Source organism: Amycolatopsis sp. WAC 01375, from assembly GCF_003947325.1.
GTDB lineage: Bacteria > Actinomycetota > Actinomycetes > Mycobacteriales > Pseudonocardiaceae > Amycolatopsis.
On the sequence record NZ_QHHW01000039.1, the window covers coordinates 1 to 14,314 of the forward strand.

Sequence of the window (14,314 nt, forward strand, 5' to 3'; positions counted from 1 at the left end):
CGTCCTGAGTAAGACCTTGATCCAGACCATTCTGGATCTTTTCCCGCTCCTCGCGCGTCAACCGGGCTCCTGGCATGACGATCTCCCTATCAGCCGCCACCACTTGCAACAACCGATTGAAACCGCCTGGCTTTCGCAACGCCTGATGTCCCGAAAGTGGCTTTCGCGACCCCATCACCCCCGCGGCCGCGAGCGAATCTCCGCGACCCGACACCTTTGCGGTTACCCCTCAGCTAGCCGCGCTTGGCGCGATAAGCCTTGGGGTACAAGCGAAGCCGGTCGGGAACCCGGTTGCCGGTCGCTCTCGTGACCGCGCCCATCCGCTGGAGCCGGCGTTCGTCGCGGTCTGTCCACTTGAGACCCAAGCGATCGCGAAGAGTCTGAGGTAGCAAGCCGATCGCGCACAGCGTCAGTACGTTCCCGCCCGCGGGCCGGACGGGCCGCCAGAAGGCCTCAGGCAAGAACCACCAAGGCGGCGATGGGGTGTCTCGCATGGTGATCGAACGGAGCAGTTCTCGGACCGTATGGTTGTCCTCGAGCCGGTTCGCGACGACGTCGTCGAAGTAGGCCTCGAATCCTTCGAGGTCCTCCGGCATGTGGTGCGCACGGAGGCCGAGCAGCAGGCCAAGCCGTCGCCATTCCGCGTAGAAACGGTGTTTTTCCGTGCGGGACAAGGGATGGACGAAGACCTCGTGCATGCGGACGGTCGTCCAGAACGTCGATCCGTGCACCCACCAGTAGGCCTCGGGGTTCAGCGCGTGATAGCGCTCGCCGTGGTGGTCGACCCCCTTGATCGCCTTGTGCATCTCGCGGAGCCGCTCGGCCTCCGCGATCGCTTCCCGGCCGCCGAAAACCTGGCACAGCAAGGAATCGATGGTCCGGTCGAGACGGCCCCACGGGTCCTCGGTGTAGTTCGAATGGTCGTGGACGCCCGCGCCGACCACCGGATGCGCGACCTGGAGCAGCAACGCCGTCCCCGCGCCGAGCAGCAGCCTCCGGTCGCCGACCACTTGCCAGGCAACGGAATCCGGGCCGAGCGGGGTCACGGCGGGCAGGTGGGCTTCGGTGCTCATGACGACCTCCCGGAAGAGTGGCGTACGGCCACTGTCCCACCTTGTTTACAGGCCGTCAATAGCGGGGAGCAGTGCCTTCACCACGTCGGTCACCCGCTTGCCGGCGCCGGAATAGGTGGTGGACGTCGGTTGGGAAGTCAGTACGACGACGAGGTAGCGGTCTTCTTCGCCGACGACGCCGGAGCTGTGCAGGATCCGGGAACCGCGGCAGCACGCCCAGCCCTGCTTGATCGACCAGGGAAGGTCGCCGACGCCGTCGGGGATGCCGAAGTACTGCCGGATCCCGTCGGAGCCGCTCTCGGTCGCGCCGCTCAACGCGCGCATGATCGTCGTCCGCGTGCCCGCGCCCGCCTGGTCCAGCAGGTAGCGGTAGACCTTCACGACATCCGCGGCGGTGATCCTGGTGTCACCCCAGCGGCCGGGATCTTCGGGCGGACGCGTGCCGCCGAGGCCGATTTTCGCCACCCATCGGGTGACGATGACCGGCCCGCCGTGGGCCGACCACAACCTGCTGGCGATGCCGTCGTCGCTGGCCGAGAGCATCCGCTGCACGGTGCTCGCCGGTGTGCCCGCTTGAAGCGCTTCCAGTGCGATGAGGAGCTTGACGAGCGACGCCGAGGTGTAGGAACGCTCGGATTTGAGGGAAACCACGGTCTTCTCGGCCGTGCGGTCGTAGACGACCGCGCTCACCTGCCCGCCGGGGACGAGGTCCGCGAGGGCCTGGATGTCGACGGTCTTCGGCGGTGGCCCCGGCACCGCCGAGGAGGACGGGGGCGGGGATTCGACCGGCACCGCTTCGGCCTCGATCGTCAGCACCGCGGCCCTCGACGCCGCGATCGCCGCCGGGCCGGAACGCGACGGCGGAACCAGCGTCATCGCGACGATCGCACCCAGGCACAGCCCCACCAGGAGGAAGACCCCGCTTGCTTTGCCCACACAAGTTGTTGCCCGCATCACCCGTTCGTGTTCACGGCTAGGCCATTCGGCCGCCTCGGTTTGCCCGGGAGGGCCTCGGGGTATCCGGGCTCCAGCGTGAATTCAATTCGCCAACTCTGGGAGGCGGAGCAATGGCACGTGCACAACGCGCTCGGATCCGAACGGCGGGACTCCAACCCGCCCAGGTCCTCGCCGGGCTGGCGAGCCTGGCATTCCTGGTGTTCGGGATCGTGGGCTTCACCAGGACCGGATTCGCCGATTTTGCCGGCCGTCACGACGCGACCGTTCTCGGATTCTCGGTGAACCCGCTCTACAACCTCGGATTCGTCCTGCTGGGCGCGATCGGTCTGCTGCTGACCTTCGGCTCGGGCCGGTCCCGGGCCTTCGGTTTCCTGACGTTCATCGCCTTCGGGGCGCTGTTCGTCTGGGGCCTCATGATCGCCGGGACCGTTTCCACGAACCCGGTGTCACAGGCGGGGAACCCGTTCAACCTCAACGGGCCGGACAACTGGCTGCACCTCGGCCTCGCCGCACTCGGGCTGGTGATCGCGTTCCTGCCCGCGCGGCACAAGGTGCTGCTGCCGGAGGACGAGGACGAAACAGTGATGGCGGATCAGGCCGACAGCGCCACGGTCGTCGAATCCCATCCGGACCGCTCGCGATGGCCGAAGCACAAGAAAAACCCGACGGCCGCTCATGAAGAGCGACCGCCGGGCATGGCCCACTAGTCTCAGTAACCGGACTGGGCGGGAGCGTCTTCCTTCTTCTCGGAGGCGTTCCCGCTCTGTGCCGCCTTGTTCTTCACCGGCGCGGTGCTCTTGCAGCCCGCGGGCTCGATGACGAACCAGGTGTCGCCGACGCCGTGACCGTTCGCCTCGCCGGCGTTCGCGTCCTTGGCGTAGCGGTAGACGGCCCATCCGCCGACGGTGACCTGCGTGGTGCCGTCCGCGCGCTTCACCGTGCCGAGCAGCTTCTGGTCGATGCCTTCGAGCTGGACGTCGCCCTCGGCGAGCACCGGCGGCCAGGCCTTCGCGCAGTCACCGTTGCAGGTCGGCTGCTTGTTCTTCTTGTCCTTGGTGAACATGTAGAGGGTGAAACCCTCCTGGTCCACAATGGCCGGTCCGATGCCGTCGACGTTGCTCGCGACCAGCTTCGTGGCGCCGTCTTTTTGTTCGGCCTTCTGCTCGGCCGGAGCCGCCTCGGCCTCCTTCGCCGCCTGGCCCGCCTTGCCGCCCTTGACGTTCGCGGCGTACCAGGTGCTGCCGACGCCCTGCCCCTTCGTCTCGCCCGCCTTGGTGTCTTTGGCGTAGCGGTAAAGCGCCCAGCCGCCGACGGTGACCTGCTTGCGGCCGTCGGCGCGGGTCAGCTCGCCGACCAGGGCCTGATCCACGCCTTCGATCTGGACGTCGCCCTCGGCGACCACCGGCGGCCAGGCCTTCGCGCAGTCACCGTCGCAAGTGGACTTCGGCGGCTTCGCGCTGTCCTTGTCGAAGCGGTACAAGGTGAACCCGTCCTTGTCGACGAGCACCTGGCCGAGGTTCCCGGCTTCGGCCACGGCCACCTTGGTCTCGCCCTTGGCCGCCGGGGCATTCCCGCCGGCCCCGGCCACCGCGGCGGCCGGAGCGACCGCGGGCGCCGCCGTCTCGGTGCCGCCGGAGCAGGCCGACAGCGCCACCAGGCCCACGGCCGCGGACGCCGCTGCGACGACGAAACGCTTGCGAAGCATGGGATTTCTCCTTGTTCGTAGGGGTTCCGCGGCTTGGCGCGGTGAGCTTGTACCCCCTACACGGACCCCTCGCGGGACCGGTTCAAGGAGTTCGCGGATTTTCTTCGCGGGCCTCCAGCGCGGCGTCCGTGAGCACCCCGGCCGAACCGGTGTAGTTCGCGGGATCCAGCAGGTCGGCGAGGGATTCCGCGGAGAGCGCTCCGGTTATTTCCGGCAGGTCGGAAAGTACCTCGCCGAGGGCCCTGTCCTGCTCCAACGCGAGCTTGGACGCTCGGCCGAGGACCTCCTTGGCCCGCGCCTTGCCGAGCAGCGGGGCAAGCACGGTCGAAAGCCGCTCGGAGACGATCTGGCCGTGCGTGAAGGCGAGGTTCTCGCGCATGCGTTCGTCGTTGACGACCAGACCGCGGGCGAGTTCGGCCGCCGTATGCGCGGCGCCGCCGGTCAGGCGCAGGCACTCGCGCAGCAGCTGCCACTCGGCGTGCCACGCGCCCGCGGACCGTTCGTCCTCGGAGAGCAGGGCCTGGGTGACACCGGTGGCCAGCACCGGGACCTGTAACGCGGCCGAACGGATCAGCGTCGCGAGTACCGGATTGCGTTTGTGCGGCATCGCCGAGGAACCGCCACGGCCCTCGCCCGCCGGTTCGGTGACCTCCCCGACCTCGGTGCGCGTCAGGAACTGGACGTCGACCGCGATCTTCCCGAGCGCGGCGGCGGTGAACGAGAGAGCGGCCGCGAGGTCGGCCGTCGGGGTGCGGAGGGTGTGCCAGGGGAGCGTGGTCTCGGCGAGGCCGGTCTCCTGGGCGAACGCCGTCTGAAGCCGCTGCGGATAGCCGTCGGGCAGCTCGGCGAGCCGCGCGTACTCGGCGTACGCCGCCCTCGTGCCCGCCGCACCCCCGAGCGAGACCGGCAGGACGACGCGGTCCAACCTGTCGAGCGCGTCGAGGGTCAGCTGCCGCCAGCCCGCCGCCTTGAGCCCGAACGTGGTCGGGACCGCGTGTGCGGTGAGGGTGCGCCCGGCCATGATCGTGTCGCGATGCGCGCGGGCGAGATCCGCCAGCGCGTTCGCCGTCGCCTCGAGGTCCGCGGTGATGAGCGCCCGGGTCCGCGCGGCGACCAGCATCATCGCGGTGTCGAAGATGTCCTGGCTGGTGGAGCCGCGATGCACGTACTCCGTCCCGGCCGCCTCGGTCAGCTCCTTGATCAGCCCCACGACCGGGTTCGCCGTCTCACGAGCCGCCCTCGCCAACGCGACCACGTCGATCTCGACCGACGCGGCGGCCTCGGTGATCGCCTCCGCGGCGGCCTGCGGAATCAGCCCAGTGCCGGCCTGCGCCCTGGCGAGCGCCGCCTCCGTGTCCAGAAGGGCCCGTACCCAGGCGAGATCACCCGTCGCCGCCTCGGCGGGCGTGCCGGCACGGACCGGGGACAAGAGGCCGGAGTCGGGATCGGCGTTCATCGCCCCAGCATCGCATTTCAAGGTCTCAGTGGCCCGTCCTCCCGTCGATGCGCTCGCGCAGCAGATCAGCGTGCCCGGCGTGGCGCGCGTACTCGGCGATGTGATGCGTCAGCAGCCACCGCAGCGAGAACGGCTCCCCGTCGCGGCGGCTCGTGCCCGTGTCGTCAAGCGACGCGGCCGCCACGATCTCCCGCGACCGCGCACACTCCTCACGCCAAGCCGCCCACGCGGCCTCGACGTCGCCATCCGTGTCCTCGAAGTCCTGCTCCGGCCACTCGTTGGAGTAATAGAGCAACGGGACGTCCTCACCCGCGAACTGCAGGCGGAACCACCAGCGCTCGGTGCCCGTGAGGTGCCTGAGCAGCCCGTGCAGCGACATGCTCGACGGCTCCACCGACCGCAGGGCCATCTGCTGCGGCGTCAGACCCTGGCACTTCAGCTCGAACGTGCGCCGATGCCAGTCGAGCGTGGACGTCAAGATCTCGCGCTCGCTCGCCACCCGCGGAGGCTCCGAACGGTCGCCCTCCCAAGTGGCCGAGTAGTTCTCGTCAGGGATCGTGTCCATGCCCCGACCTTGGCAGAGACCCCCGACAATTCCGTGGCGCTCCGGCGGCGGCCCCGCCATCCTGGTGGTCGGCGGTGGTCTACTAGACTCAGCCGCACGGGCCGTTAGCTCAATTGGTAGAGCTGCGGACTTTTAATCCGTAGGTTCTGGGTTCGAGCCCCAGGCGGCCCACCAAAAGCCCAGGTCAGAGGCACTTAACGATCACCTGTCTGATCATGGTGCCCCTTTGCTGCCCTCTTTGAGGTCACCGCCGAGGACTTCCAGAACCTCAGCGGCACGACGTGACGGCGCCTCCCGGCCGACGTAGGTGTCAGTGGTCTGGGAGACCCGGGAGTGCCCGAGCAAGTCACTCGCGTACCGGGCCGGTAGGGCGTCGGTAAGCACGGTGGCGACGGTGCGGCGGAAGGTACGCGGGGTGAACCAGTCGCCCAGCCAGTGCCGTACCCGGAAGGCTCGCCAGTCGCGGCGGAGGTTGCTGGTCTCCCGGAGGCCACCCTTGGAGTTGGGGAAGATCCAGCCGGTCAGAGCCTCCGGAGCCACGCCACGTTCAGCAGCAATCCGGGCGCGACGGTTCAACAGCATGGTGACCAGCCAATCGGCTAGCACGACGTCACGCTGCGCGTTCTCACTCTTGCCGTCATTGATCTTGGCTCCGTCGGCCTTGGTCCGAACGAAGTTGCCCTCCATGCGCGCGACCTTGGCTTCGAAGTCGATATGCTCCCAGCGCACGGCGATGCCTTCACCAGTACGTTCCCCTGTGCCCGCATAGAACCGCATGATGTCCGGAAGGTCCTGCCGTACCGCGATCTCGTCACCGTCGGCAAGCTCGAAGATCGCCAGTGCTTCGTGGACTTCCAGGGCTCGTGGAGCCTTGCGGCGCTTACGGTTCTCCACGGGACGAGCGTCCCGAACAGGGTTGATCTTCAATGGTCCATTGCGGACAGCGTAGCCCCAGAGTCCTGAAAGGACAGTGCGTGCTGTCTTCGCTGAACTTGCCGACAATGCGCGGTTGATGTCTTGCAAGATCGTGTCAACGCGTCCCGCGTCCAAGTCGCCCATGCTCAACCCGAGCACGCGAGGCTTCACGTGGGCGTTCCAGCGGTGCTCGTAGGTGTCCAACGAGGACCCACTTCGGTTGCCGAGATCGACCTGTTCACGAAACTCAGACAACCATTTTTCGCCCACCACAACGACTTTGGTGTCCATGTTGACTCGTCCTTGGACTGCCTGCCGGTCGCGGATGCGTTCACGAAGCTTGTTCTCTGCTTTGGTCTTCGTGCTATCCCAGACGCGAATCTTGCGCACGATGCCGTCAAGATCACGGTACTTGCAGAACGCGATCCAGTTAGGACCATCGCGCCGACTTGTGATCTTGCCAGCCGTGCCAACCGGCAGGGGTGGGCGTGCCATGTTCTGTCCTTTTAGGCTGCTTCGGGGTCGAGGGATTCGAACCATGCGATGACCTCTTCGGCCTTGTATCGCAGGTATTTGCCGACGCGTTTGCCCTTTGGTCCGTAGTCGCGTGTGCGCCAGTCGTACAAGGTCTTCACAGGGACTTTGAGGTACGCTGCTACGTCGTCGACCGTCCACAAGGGGTTCATGGGTCACTCCTTTCTGTTATTTGCCAATGGTTTCTTCGACCTCCTCTCGTGCTATCTGCTTTCGTTCGCGCGCTTTGGCGGCTGCTGTGTTGGCGAGCATGGCGTCACCGAGGGTGAGCCAGCCGACGCCGTCGAAGATCCAGTTCAGGGTGACGATGGAGTCATCGCCGTCTGGATCTGCGTCGTGGGGTAGTTCGGGCTGGGCGGGTTCGATGGGGTCGCCGCGTTTGAAGGCCTTGCGGACAGCCCGGAGCGCTCCAAGGGTGGTGGAGTAGCGGCGGCTCTTGGTGGAGAAGTGCCCGCCGTAGCCGAGCATGTGCGCCCACTTCTGGAGCTTTCCCCAGCCTTGTGCCCAGGCTTCGCGCTGGGCTTTGGTGCGGCAGTTGAGGGGGCGTGAGCTGAGTTCCCAGCAGGCGAGTAGTTGCCGGGCTTGGTGGGTGTCGTGCTCGGTGTGCAGGTCGATGCCGAGGGAGTCGAGGCGTCGGGAGGTGTGCCCGGTTTCCTCGGTGGCCTTGGTGGCGTATTTGGCCAGGTAGGCAGCGACGGCCGTGGTGGTCAAGGTGCCGTGGTCGTCTGCGTCCGCTGGGCTGAGTTTAACGGTGCGGATGTCGACCTGGGCTCCCCAGTGGATCGGCCAGCCGGACGGGTTCACCGGGTGGGGTTCGGTGGTGAACGAGGTCGTGGCGGCCGCGTGGTCGACGTAGCTGCGCAGGTGGTCGATCGTGATCGACGGATCAGGCGCGAGGATCGCGTCCGGGTTGTCCAGGTCGCGGCCGTCGAGCCGGATGAGCGCGTGGAAGTGGATGACGCCGCGTCGCTGGTATTCGGCGACCTTGGCGAAGGAGAGCCGGACGCGGGTGTCGCGGATTCGGCCGGCATGGGCCAAGGCCCGGTTGAGGGCGATGGTGGTGCGTCGCCAGAGTTCGCCAGCGTGGAAGTTCCAGGCGGCTTGGTGGCGGTAGTCGTAGCAGTCCCGGCAGATCGGCTCACCGACGCGGGGATCGTGCTCGTGGTGGCGTTCCAGGCACGTCTGGGGGCGTCCGTGGGGGCATGGCTCGGTGTTCCGGCGAGCCCGGCAAGGGCGGACTTGGCTGTTGTGGCCGATCACGCGGGTACGGCTCGTATTCGGTCGATGCCCTGAACGCTGCCTGCATGGACTGGCTGTTCAGGGAGTCGCGCTACGAGTCGAGCGATGGGCGGATCACCGAGGCAGACGTACTCGAGGTGCGAAGTGCTGCCCAGATGTTCGACAGCCTGGATCGAACGATCGGCGGAGAGACTCAACGCCTACTTGCAGTGCGGTTCGTGCGCGAACGACTGGCCCCACGTCTCAGCGTGGCTGGAACCGATCCAGCAAGTCGGGCCCTGTTCACGGCGGCCGCCATCTTGTGCGAAGTGATCGGCTGGATGGCGTACGACGCAGAACGGCACAGTGTTGCTCAGCGTTACTTCGTGCAAGCCCTACGACTCGCAAAGGACGCAGACGAACCCGCTTACGGTGCCTACGTCCTGGCCACGATGGCGCACCAGGCGCTCTACCTCAACAGGCCAGATCAGGCCCTCAGATTCGCACTCGCCGCACGCTCGAACGTGCATGTCTCCACGGTGCCCATCGTCGCCACAGAAGCCACTCTCATGGCAGCCCAGGCATACGCTCGACTGGGCAACGAGACAGACTGTCGCGCGATGATCCTGGATGCAGAGCGGTTGTTTGCCCAGGTAGAGGCTGTTAGCACTCCCGAGTGGGCGTCACACTGGACTGATGCAGTGTTCGCAACCTACGTCGGTGTGAGCTGGGTTGACATGGGCAAGCCCCACGAGGCATATGCACCGCTCAAGCTCGCTTGGAACGCTGCCCAAGGACACCCACGACGGCAGGTCTACAGCACTGGCCAGCTTGCTAAGGTCGCAGTGCTCAACGGCGACATCGAGCAGGCGGCCGGCTTGGGGTTAGCCGCGGTTGAGTCCAGCAACAAACAGGCATCGCAACGTTCACTCCAAGTGATCCGAGAGGTAGATGTTCAGCTCAAGCGATACGCCAAGCAACCTCAAGTTCGGGACTTCCGGGAACGTGCCCGGTTGCTGCTGGCTGGGTGAACGCTGATGACTGAGCAGGCACACCACCTCAGCCCCGAGCAGGCTGCCCAATTCTTCCAGGACATGGAGGCCGAGGGGGAACCCGAGGTCGAGTTCAACCCCGGTATCGCTAGCCGTATCGCCAGCAAGACAGTCGCCGCAGGTGTACTGATCAATGACGAACAAGGGCGGATCTTCTTCGTCACCCCAATCTATAAGCCATATCCGGAAATTCCGGGCGGCGTTGTAGATGCGAACGAATCTCCCTACGCTGCATGTCAACGTGAAATCCGAGAAGAACTTGGGATCAACATTGAGATCGGTAACCTGCTTGTTGTTGACTGGATGCCTCAACATGGCGTTTGGCGCGACTCGCTTCAGTTTATTTTTGACGGTGGTGTTCTGAGTGAAGAAGACATCAGGAAGATTCGACTTCCTCCAGACGAACTAAAAAGCTTCGGATTCCATCACCTGGGTGAGGTAAAGGAGATGTTGAAGCCTTCTTTTTATAGAAGATTAGTTCAAGCGAATGATGCAAAGCAGTTAAATCTAGTAAAGTATACAGACTTTGGGCGTTAGGCTTCTGGTTTGCGTGGCATCATTCGGTCAAGTAAACTATTCAACTCGGTTAGCATGCCGAGGCCGGTTTCGTCTTTGGTACCAGTATTCTCTACTGAGAATATCTGTTTTCCAAATTCTGCACGCAGTTCATCCTGGGCTTCTTGTTCGAGGGATGCTACGTAAGCATCTATAGTTAGTAGTCGCACTTCAACTTGCTCTGCGTCATGCGAAACATGCCGATGTTTTGACGACTCTCTAGCGAAGTAAGCTGCTAAGAGCAATGCGGGAACAGAAAATAGCAACCGATCAAAAATTGCTGCCGTTACGCCCGGGGAAACCTTCGTCAAATAAAAGTTTGCTACACCGGTCAATGCTAGCAGTCCTACGGCAATCCAGCGAAACTTGTTCGCTATGGTGCGTTCGCGATCTGTAACTTTCTTGAAGTGCAGTGAAAGACTATTTTCGGCGACCTGTCCAGCAGCCTTTCGGCTGGCATCTAGTACTTGCTCTACCTTCTCTCCTGCATTCTCGACAGATGAACGTATGTCTTCAATCTGAAGCAGGCTAGTCCAACTGCTAATAAAGTTGTTGAAATCGGGCGAAATAACACCGTTTGATCGAAGTCTGCTCTGAGTTTCTCGAAGAACCTCGATGGCTCGCTTTTGGTGGTTTCGAATCTTCTTGATTCGGCTATCAAGTGCGGTGTTTTGTAGTCTCAGGTCGGCCAGGTTATGCTGCATGTTAATTAAGCTGGATAGCAGCATATCGATTGGCTGCAACTCGCTGACTAGACTGGCGAGCGCGAGTTCAAAATCTTCAGTTAAGTACCGGAATACGTCTCCTGATGCAGGCGCGATTGCAATGCGAAATTCTCGCACCAGTTCTGAGGTTGAGGTCACAGCAGAGTCGAGATTCTTAATTGTTGCCGGAAAGTTAAACGATGATATCCGTGCGAATTCTTCTCGCAACCTTCGAGGCAACGCCTCGATTGATGTGGTAATTGAGCGACTGAGGTTCTCTATCTCGTTCAACGATGTTTCTATAGCTTGCATAGCATGCGTCATGACAAACCTTAAGTTGTTGCTAGAGAGGCGCAGACACCTCTGAGGCCGGTGAGAACTTTCTTTACGTCTTCAAGCCGCCCTACCGGGCGGGCGCGCGGTCCGAACAGGCGCGCGGCCGCCCTGGCCGCCTCCGTCTTGGACGGCCGCGCCGGACGCCGTCGGACACGCGCGCAGGACACGGCAGGACGGTTGGTAGAACGCGAAAGGTTGTCACATGTCAGCGCGTTCGGGGACGCCACCCAACCCGATCGCCGGATGGTCGAAGCCAGGCCGGACACGGTCAACCCCGCTTCGCGCCGATCTCGCGCGTGGTCACCTTCCGTAACATCGGTCACCTTGCGTAGGTCGTTCCGGGCGCGAGATCGGTTACAGGGTTGACCGTGTCCGGCCTGGCCTCAGGCGGCTTAGGATCGGGAAAGGAGGCGCGTGGATTGGCCGGCATTGGCGGCTTCCCGAACGCGGCTCGCCTCCCGAGGTGGCGACTGCCCCTTTAGTGCCCCCAAACAGCCAGTTTCGACCAGGATGACTCCGAACTGACCAGCGTTTGCACCTGCGAAATGCCCAGGTGAACGGGGACATTCGGAGTCGTCCGGAACCATCCAGAGTAGTTGATCTTGCATCCGTAGGTTCTGGGTTCGAGCCCCAGGCGGCCCACCAAAAGCATGCTTCTGACCTGCGAAAGCAGGGCGGTTGATGATCTTTCACCCCCCGGCATCGCGTTCGGCAGTACCCGGGATTTTGGTGCTGCCAAGGGGAAGTCGCGCTTCTTCGGACAGCGGGGCCGCTCTGGTTCTGTTCCGGCTCGGCCATTCCCGATGCTGTCGTTCGTGTGTCCGATCGTGTCCCGGAGCCGCGCGGAGGCGGGCCGCCCGGCCGAACTATTCACGTTGGTGATGGCTGCGCGGAGCGGCGGCGGCAAACTGATCAGGCGGTGGGCGGAACCCGTTACGCGGCGGCCTAAGGGGACAACATGACCACGGTTTCTCTGCGTCTGAGGGACCATTCGTATGACGTGATCATCGGCCCGGGCGTGCGGACGGCGCTCGCCGATGTCATCGGGCGGCTGGGCGCTGAGCGGGCCGTCGTCGTGTCCGCTCGACCACGGAAGTCGTTGCCCGACACCGGGGTACCCAGTCTGGTGCTGCCCGCGCGCGACGGTGAGCATGACAAGACCCTCGGCACGGTGGAGGCCTTGTGCGGTGAGTTCGCACGGTTCGGTCTGACCAGGTCCGACGTGGTCGTCTCGTGCGGCGGCGGCACCACCACTGACGTGGTCGGGCTGGCGGCCGCGCTGTACCACCGGGGCGTACCGGTGATCCATCTGCCGACGTCCCTGCTGGCACAGGTGGACGCCAGTGTCGGCGGGAAGACGGCGGTGAACCTGCCCGACGGCAAGAACCTGGTCGGTACGTATTGGCAGCCGAGCGCGGTGCTCTGCGACACCGACTACCTGGCGACCCTGCCGCGGCGGGAGATGCTGAGCGGCCTCGGCGAAATCGCCCGCTGCCACTTCATCGGCGCACCGGATCTGCGGGGGCTCACCCTGGTCGAACAGATCACCGCCAGCGTGTCACTCAAGGCCCGCATCGTGGAGGCGGATGAGCGGGACACCGGACCGCGGCACCTGCTCAACTACGGCCACACGCTGGGCCATGCGGTGGAGAGAGCCACGGACTACGCCGTGCGCCACGGCGAGGCGGTGGCCATCGGAACGGTCTTCGCGGGACGGCTCGCCGGCGCTCTCGGCCGGATCGGGCAGACCCGGGTGGCGGAGCATCGCGACGTCGTCCGGCATTACGGACTCCCCGACGCGCTGCCGGCCGAGGCCGATACCGCCACCCTGATGCGGTTGATGCGACACGACAAGAAGGCGGTCCGGGGATTCACCTTCGTCCTGGACGGACCAGAGGGTGCGGCGCTGGTCAGTGACGTCCCCCCGGACCTGGTCGCGAGCGAGCTGGCCCGGATGCCGCGAACTCCCGTGGCCGACCTGGTCGGTTCGTCCGGTGGGGCTCGCCGATGACGCACTTTCCCCCGCTGGAAGGCTTTCTCGCCGGACGGCTGGAGGCAGCGTTGCGGAAGCCCGCGGCGCAGCAACCGGAGTGGCCCGATCCGCGCCGGGCACGGGACGCGGTGGCCGCGCTGAGCCGGGCTGGGCCGATCGTCCTGCCGGACGAGACCGCGCGGCTGGCAGGGCGGCTCGCCGCGGTTGCCAGGGGCGAGGCGTTCTTGCTGCAGGGAGGCGACTGCGCGGAGACTTTCGCCGGAAACACCGAAGCGCATCAGCGCGGCAATCTCCGGACGCTGGACCGGATGGCCGCGGTGCTCGCCGACCGGGCCGGATTGCCCGTCGTCAAGATCGCTCGAATGGCCGGACAGTATGCCAAGCCCCGCTCCCAAGCCGTCGACGCACTGGGGCTGCCCGTCTACCGCGGCGACATGATCAACTCGGCCGAATCCACGCTCGTGGCCAGGACACCCGCTCCCGAACGGATGCTGCGAGCCCACGCGTGCGCCGTAGAAACCATGGGTCTCGTCCGTGAATTCCGCCGAGGCGGCACGGATGGCGACGAAACCTACGTCAGCCACGAGGCACTCCTGCTGGACTACGAACGGTCGCAGCTGTGGGCCGACACCAGCGGGCCGGAGCCTCGGGTGTCGAGCGGACTAGGGCACTTCCTGTGGATCGGCGAGCGCACCCGCCAGCTCGACGGCGCCCATCTCGCGTTCGCGGAACTGTTGTCCAACCCCATCGGCGTCAAGATCGGTCCGGCGACGACCCCCGAGCAGGCGGTCGAATACGTGCGACGGCTCGACCCGCACGGTGAGCCGGGGCGAGTCACCCTGGTCAGCCGGATGGGGCACAGCAGGGTCCGTGACGTCCTGCCGCCGATCGTGGAGAAAGTCACCGCCTCCGGGTCACAGGTGATCTGGCAGTGCGACCCCATGCACGGCAACACCTACCTGTCGGCGAACGGCTACAAGACGCGCCGGCTTCATCGGATGGTCGACGAGATCACCGGGTTTTTCGAGGTGCACCGGCAGCTGGGCACCCATCCCGGCGGCATCCACGTGGAGGTGACGGGCGATGACGTCACGGAATGTCTCAGTCGTGTCCCGGCCGTCGCGGAAGAGGATCTGCCGAACCGGTACGAGACCGCTTGCGATCCACGCCTGAACGCCAGGCAGGCGATGGGGCTCGCCCGCTCGGTCGCGGAGCTGGTCGCGGCGGCCAGGACATAGCGGGCCGGACTCG

At 65.0% G+C, this 14,314-nt stretch carries 14 protein-coding genes and 1 tRNA gene; 6 read left to right on the plus strand and 9 right to left on the minus strand.

Annotation, left to right across the window (positions count from 1 at the left end; all coding sequences use genetic code 11):
- Positions 1-233: 233 nt before the first annotated feature.
- Positions 234-1,073 carry an oxygenase MpaB family protein gene (locus DL991_RS27730; protein WP_125787293.1) on the minus strand — a complete coding sequence of 280 codons (840 nt, stop codon included), beginning with the start codon at positions 1,071-1,073 and terminating at the stop codon, positions 234-236.
- Positions 1,074-1,118: 45 nt separating this feature from the next.
- Positions 1,119-2,009, minus strand: a complete 891-nt coding sequence (locus DL991_RS27735) for a hypothetical protein (protein WP_125787294.1) — start codon at positions 2,007-2,009, stop codon at positions 1,119-1,121.
- Positions 2,010-2,140: 131 nt separating this feature from the next.
- On the opposite strand from DL991_RS27735, the gene DL991_RS27740 reads away from it, so the two are divergent.
- Entirely contained in the window at positions 2,141-2,737 is a 597-nt protein-coding gene (locus DL991_RS27740; RefSeq protein WP_125787295.1) for a DUF4383 domain-containing protein, read from the plus strand.
- A gap of 2 nt (positions 2,738-2,739) precedes the next feature.
- Here DL991_RS27740 and DL991_RS27745 read toward each other — a convergent pair whose 3' ends face one another.
- From DL991_RS27745 to DL991_RS27755, 3 genes are all read right to left on the minus strand, one after another.
- Entirely contained in the window at positions 2,740-3,735 is a 996-nt protein-coding gene (locus tag DL991_RS27745; RefSeq protein WP_125787296.1) for a hypothetical protein, read from the minus strand.
- An 82-nt stretch (positions 3,736-3,817) separates the two neighbouring features.
- Entirely contained in the window at positions 3,818-5,191 is a 1,374-nt protein-coding gene (gene pcaB / locus DL991_RS27750) for a 3-carboxy-cis,cis-muconate cycloisomerase (protein WP_125787297.1), read from the minus strand.
- Between the two features lie 25 nt (positions 5,192-5,216).
- On the minus strand, positions 5,217-5,756 hold the full coding sequence (locus tag DL991_RS27755; protein ID WP_125787298.1) for a DinB family protein: 540 nt from the start codon (positions 5,754-5,756) through the stop codon (positions 5,217-5,219).
- Between the two features lie 98 nt (positions 5,757-5,854).
- Between DL991_RS27755 and DL991_RS27760 the strand changes: the two genes are divergently transcribed.
- Positions 5,855-5,930, plus strand: a tRNA-Lys gene (locus DL991_RS27760).
- Between the two features lie 39 nt (positions 5,931-5,969).
- Here DL991_RS27760 and xerC read toward each other — a convergent pair.
- The 3 genes from xerC to DL991_RS27775 are packed head-to-tail and all read right to left on the minus strand — an operon-like array spanning position 5,970 to position 8,465.
- Complete coding sequence (gene xerC, locus DL991_RS27765; RefSeq protein ID WP_158634460.1) at positions 5,970-7,166, minus strand: tyrosine recombinase XerC; 1,197 nt, start codon at positions 7,164-7,166, stop codon at positions 5,970-5,972.
- Positions 7,167-7,177: 11 nt separating this feature from the next.
- The gene (locus tag DL991_RS27770; protein WP_037319078.1) at positions 7,178-7,357 is read right to left on the minus strand and encodes an AlpA family transcriptional regulator; all 180 of its coding nucleotides are present in this window, start codon (positions 7,355-7,357) and stop codon (positions 7,178-7,180) included.
- Between the two features lie 16 nt (positions 7,358-7,373).
- Positions 7,374-8,465, minus strand: a complete 1,092-nt coding sequence (locus DL991_RS27775; protein WP_199754098.1) for a replication initiator — start codon at positions 8,463-8,465, stop codon at positions 7,374-7,376.
- A gap of 44 nt (positions 8,466-8,509) precedes the next feature.
- On the opposite strand from DL991_RS27775, the gene DL991_RS27780 reads away from it, so the two are divergent.
- Both DL991_RS27780 and DL991_RS27785 read left to right on the plus strand, forming a co-directional pair.
- Positions 8,510-9,454 (plus strand): hypothetical protein, encoded by a 945-nt coding sequence (locus DL991_RS27780; protein ID WP_125787300.1) that lies wholly within the window; start codon positions 8,510-8,512, stop codon positions 9,452-9,454.
- A gap of 6 nt (positions 9,455-9,460) precedes the next feature.
- Entirely contained in the window at positions 9,461-10,012 is a 552-nt protein-coding gene (locus DL991_RS27785; protein ID WP_125787301.1) for an NUDIX hydrolase, read from the plus strand.
- Here the strand turns inward: DL991_RS27785 and DL991_RS27790 are convergent.
- A complete protein-coding gene (locus DL991_RS27790) occupies positions 10,009-11,058 on the minus strand; it encodes a hypothetical protein (RefSeq protein ID WP_125787302.1) in 1,050 nt (349 codons plus the stop codon). The two genes, DL991_RS27785 and DL991_RS27790, sit on opposite strands and share 4 nt — an antisense overlap.
- A gap of 970 nt (positions 11,059-12,028) precedes the next feature.
- Between DL991_RS27790 and DL991_RS27795 the strand changes: the two genes are divergently transcribed.
- Together DL991_RS27795 and DL991_RS27800 are read left to right on the plus strand one after the other, a co-directional pair.
- Positions 12,029-13,081 (plus strand): 3-dehydroquinate synthase, encoded by a 1,053-nt coding sequence (locus tag DL991_RS27795; protein ID WP_125787303.1) that lies wholly within the window; start codon positions 12,029-12,031, stop codon positions 13,079-13,081.
- Entirely contained in the window at positions 13,078-14,301 is a 1,224-nt protein-coding gene (locus DL991_RS27800) for a 3-deoxy-7-phosphoheptulonate synthase (protein WP_125787304.1), read from the plus strand. The genes DL991_RS27795 and DL991_RS27800 overlap by 4 nt, the downstream gene beginning before the upstream one ends.
- Positions 14,302-14,314 lie beyond the last annotated feature (13 nt).

Coding starts and splice junctions, on each gene's coding strand:
- DL991_RS27785 (WP_125787301.1), top strand. CDS start 9,461: ATGACTGAGCAGGCACACCACCTCAGCCCCGAGCAGGCTGCCCAATTC.
- DL991_RS27780 (WP_125787300.1), top strand. CDS start 8,510: ATGGACTGGCTGTTCAGGGAGTCGCGCTACGAGTCGAGCGATGGGCGG.
- pcaB (WP_125787297.1), bottom strand. CDS start 5,191: ATGAACGCCGATCCCGACTCCGGCCTCTTGTCCCCGGTCCGTGCCGGC.
- DL991_RS27800 (WP_125787304.1), top strand. CDS start 13,078: ATGACGCACTTTCCCCCGCTGGAAGGCTTTCTCGCCGGACGGCTGGAG.
- DL991_RS27740 (WP_125787295.1), top strand. CDS start 2,141: ATGGCACGTGCACAACGCGCTCGGATCCGAACGGCGGGACTCCAACCC.
- DL991_RS27790 (WP_125787302.1), bottom strand. CDS start 11,058: ATGACGCATGCTATGCAAGCTATAGAAACATCGTTGAACGAGATAGAG.
- DL991_RS27795 (WP_125787303.1), top strand. CDS start 12,029: ATGACCACGGTTTCTCTGCGTCTGAGGGACCATTCGTATGACGTGATC.
- DL991_RS27770 (WP_037319078.1), bottom strand. CDS start 7,357: ATGAACCCCTTGTGGACGGTCGACGACGTAGCAGCGTACCTCAAAGTC.
- DL991_RS27730 (WP_125787293.1), bottom strand. CDS start 1,073: ATGAGCACCGAAGCCCACCTGCCCGCCGTGACCCCGCTCGGCCCGGAT.
- xerC (WP_158634460.1), bottom strand. CDS start 7,166: ATGGCACGCCCACCCCTGCCGGTTGGCACGGCTGGCAAGATCACAAGT.
- DL991_RS27755 (WP_125787298.1), bottom strand. CDS start 5,756: ATGGACACGATCCCTGACGAGAACTACTCGGCCACTTGGGAGGGCGAC.
- DL991_RS27745 (WP_125787296.1), bottom strand. CDS start 3,735: ATGCTTCGCAAGCGTTTCGTCGTCGCAGCGGCGTCCGCGGCCGTGGGC.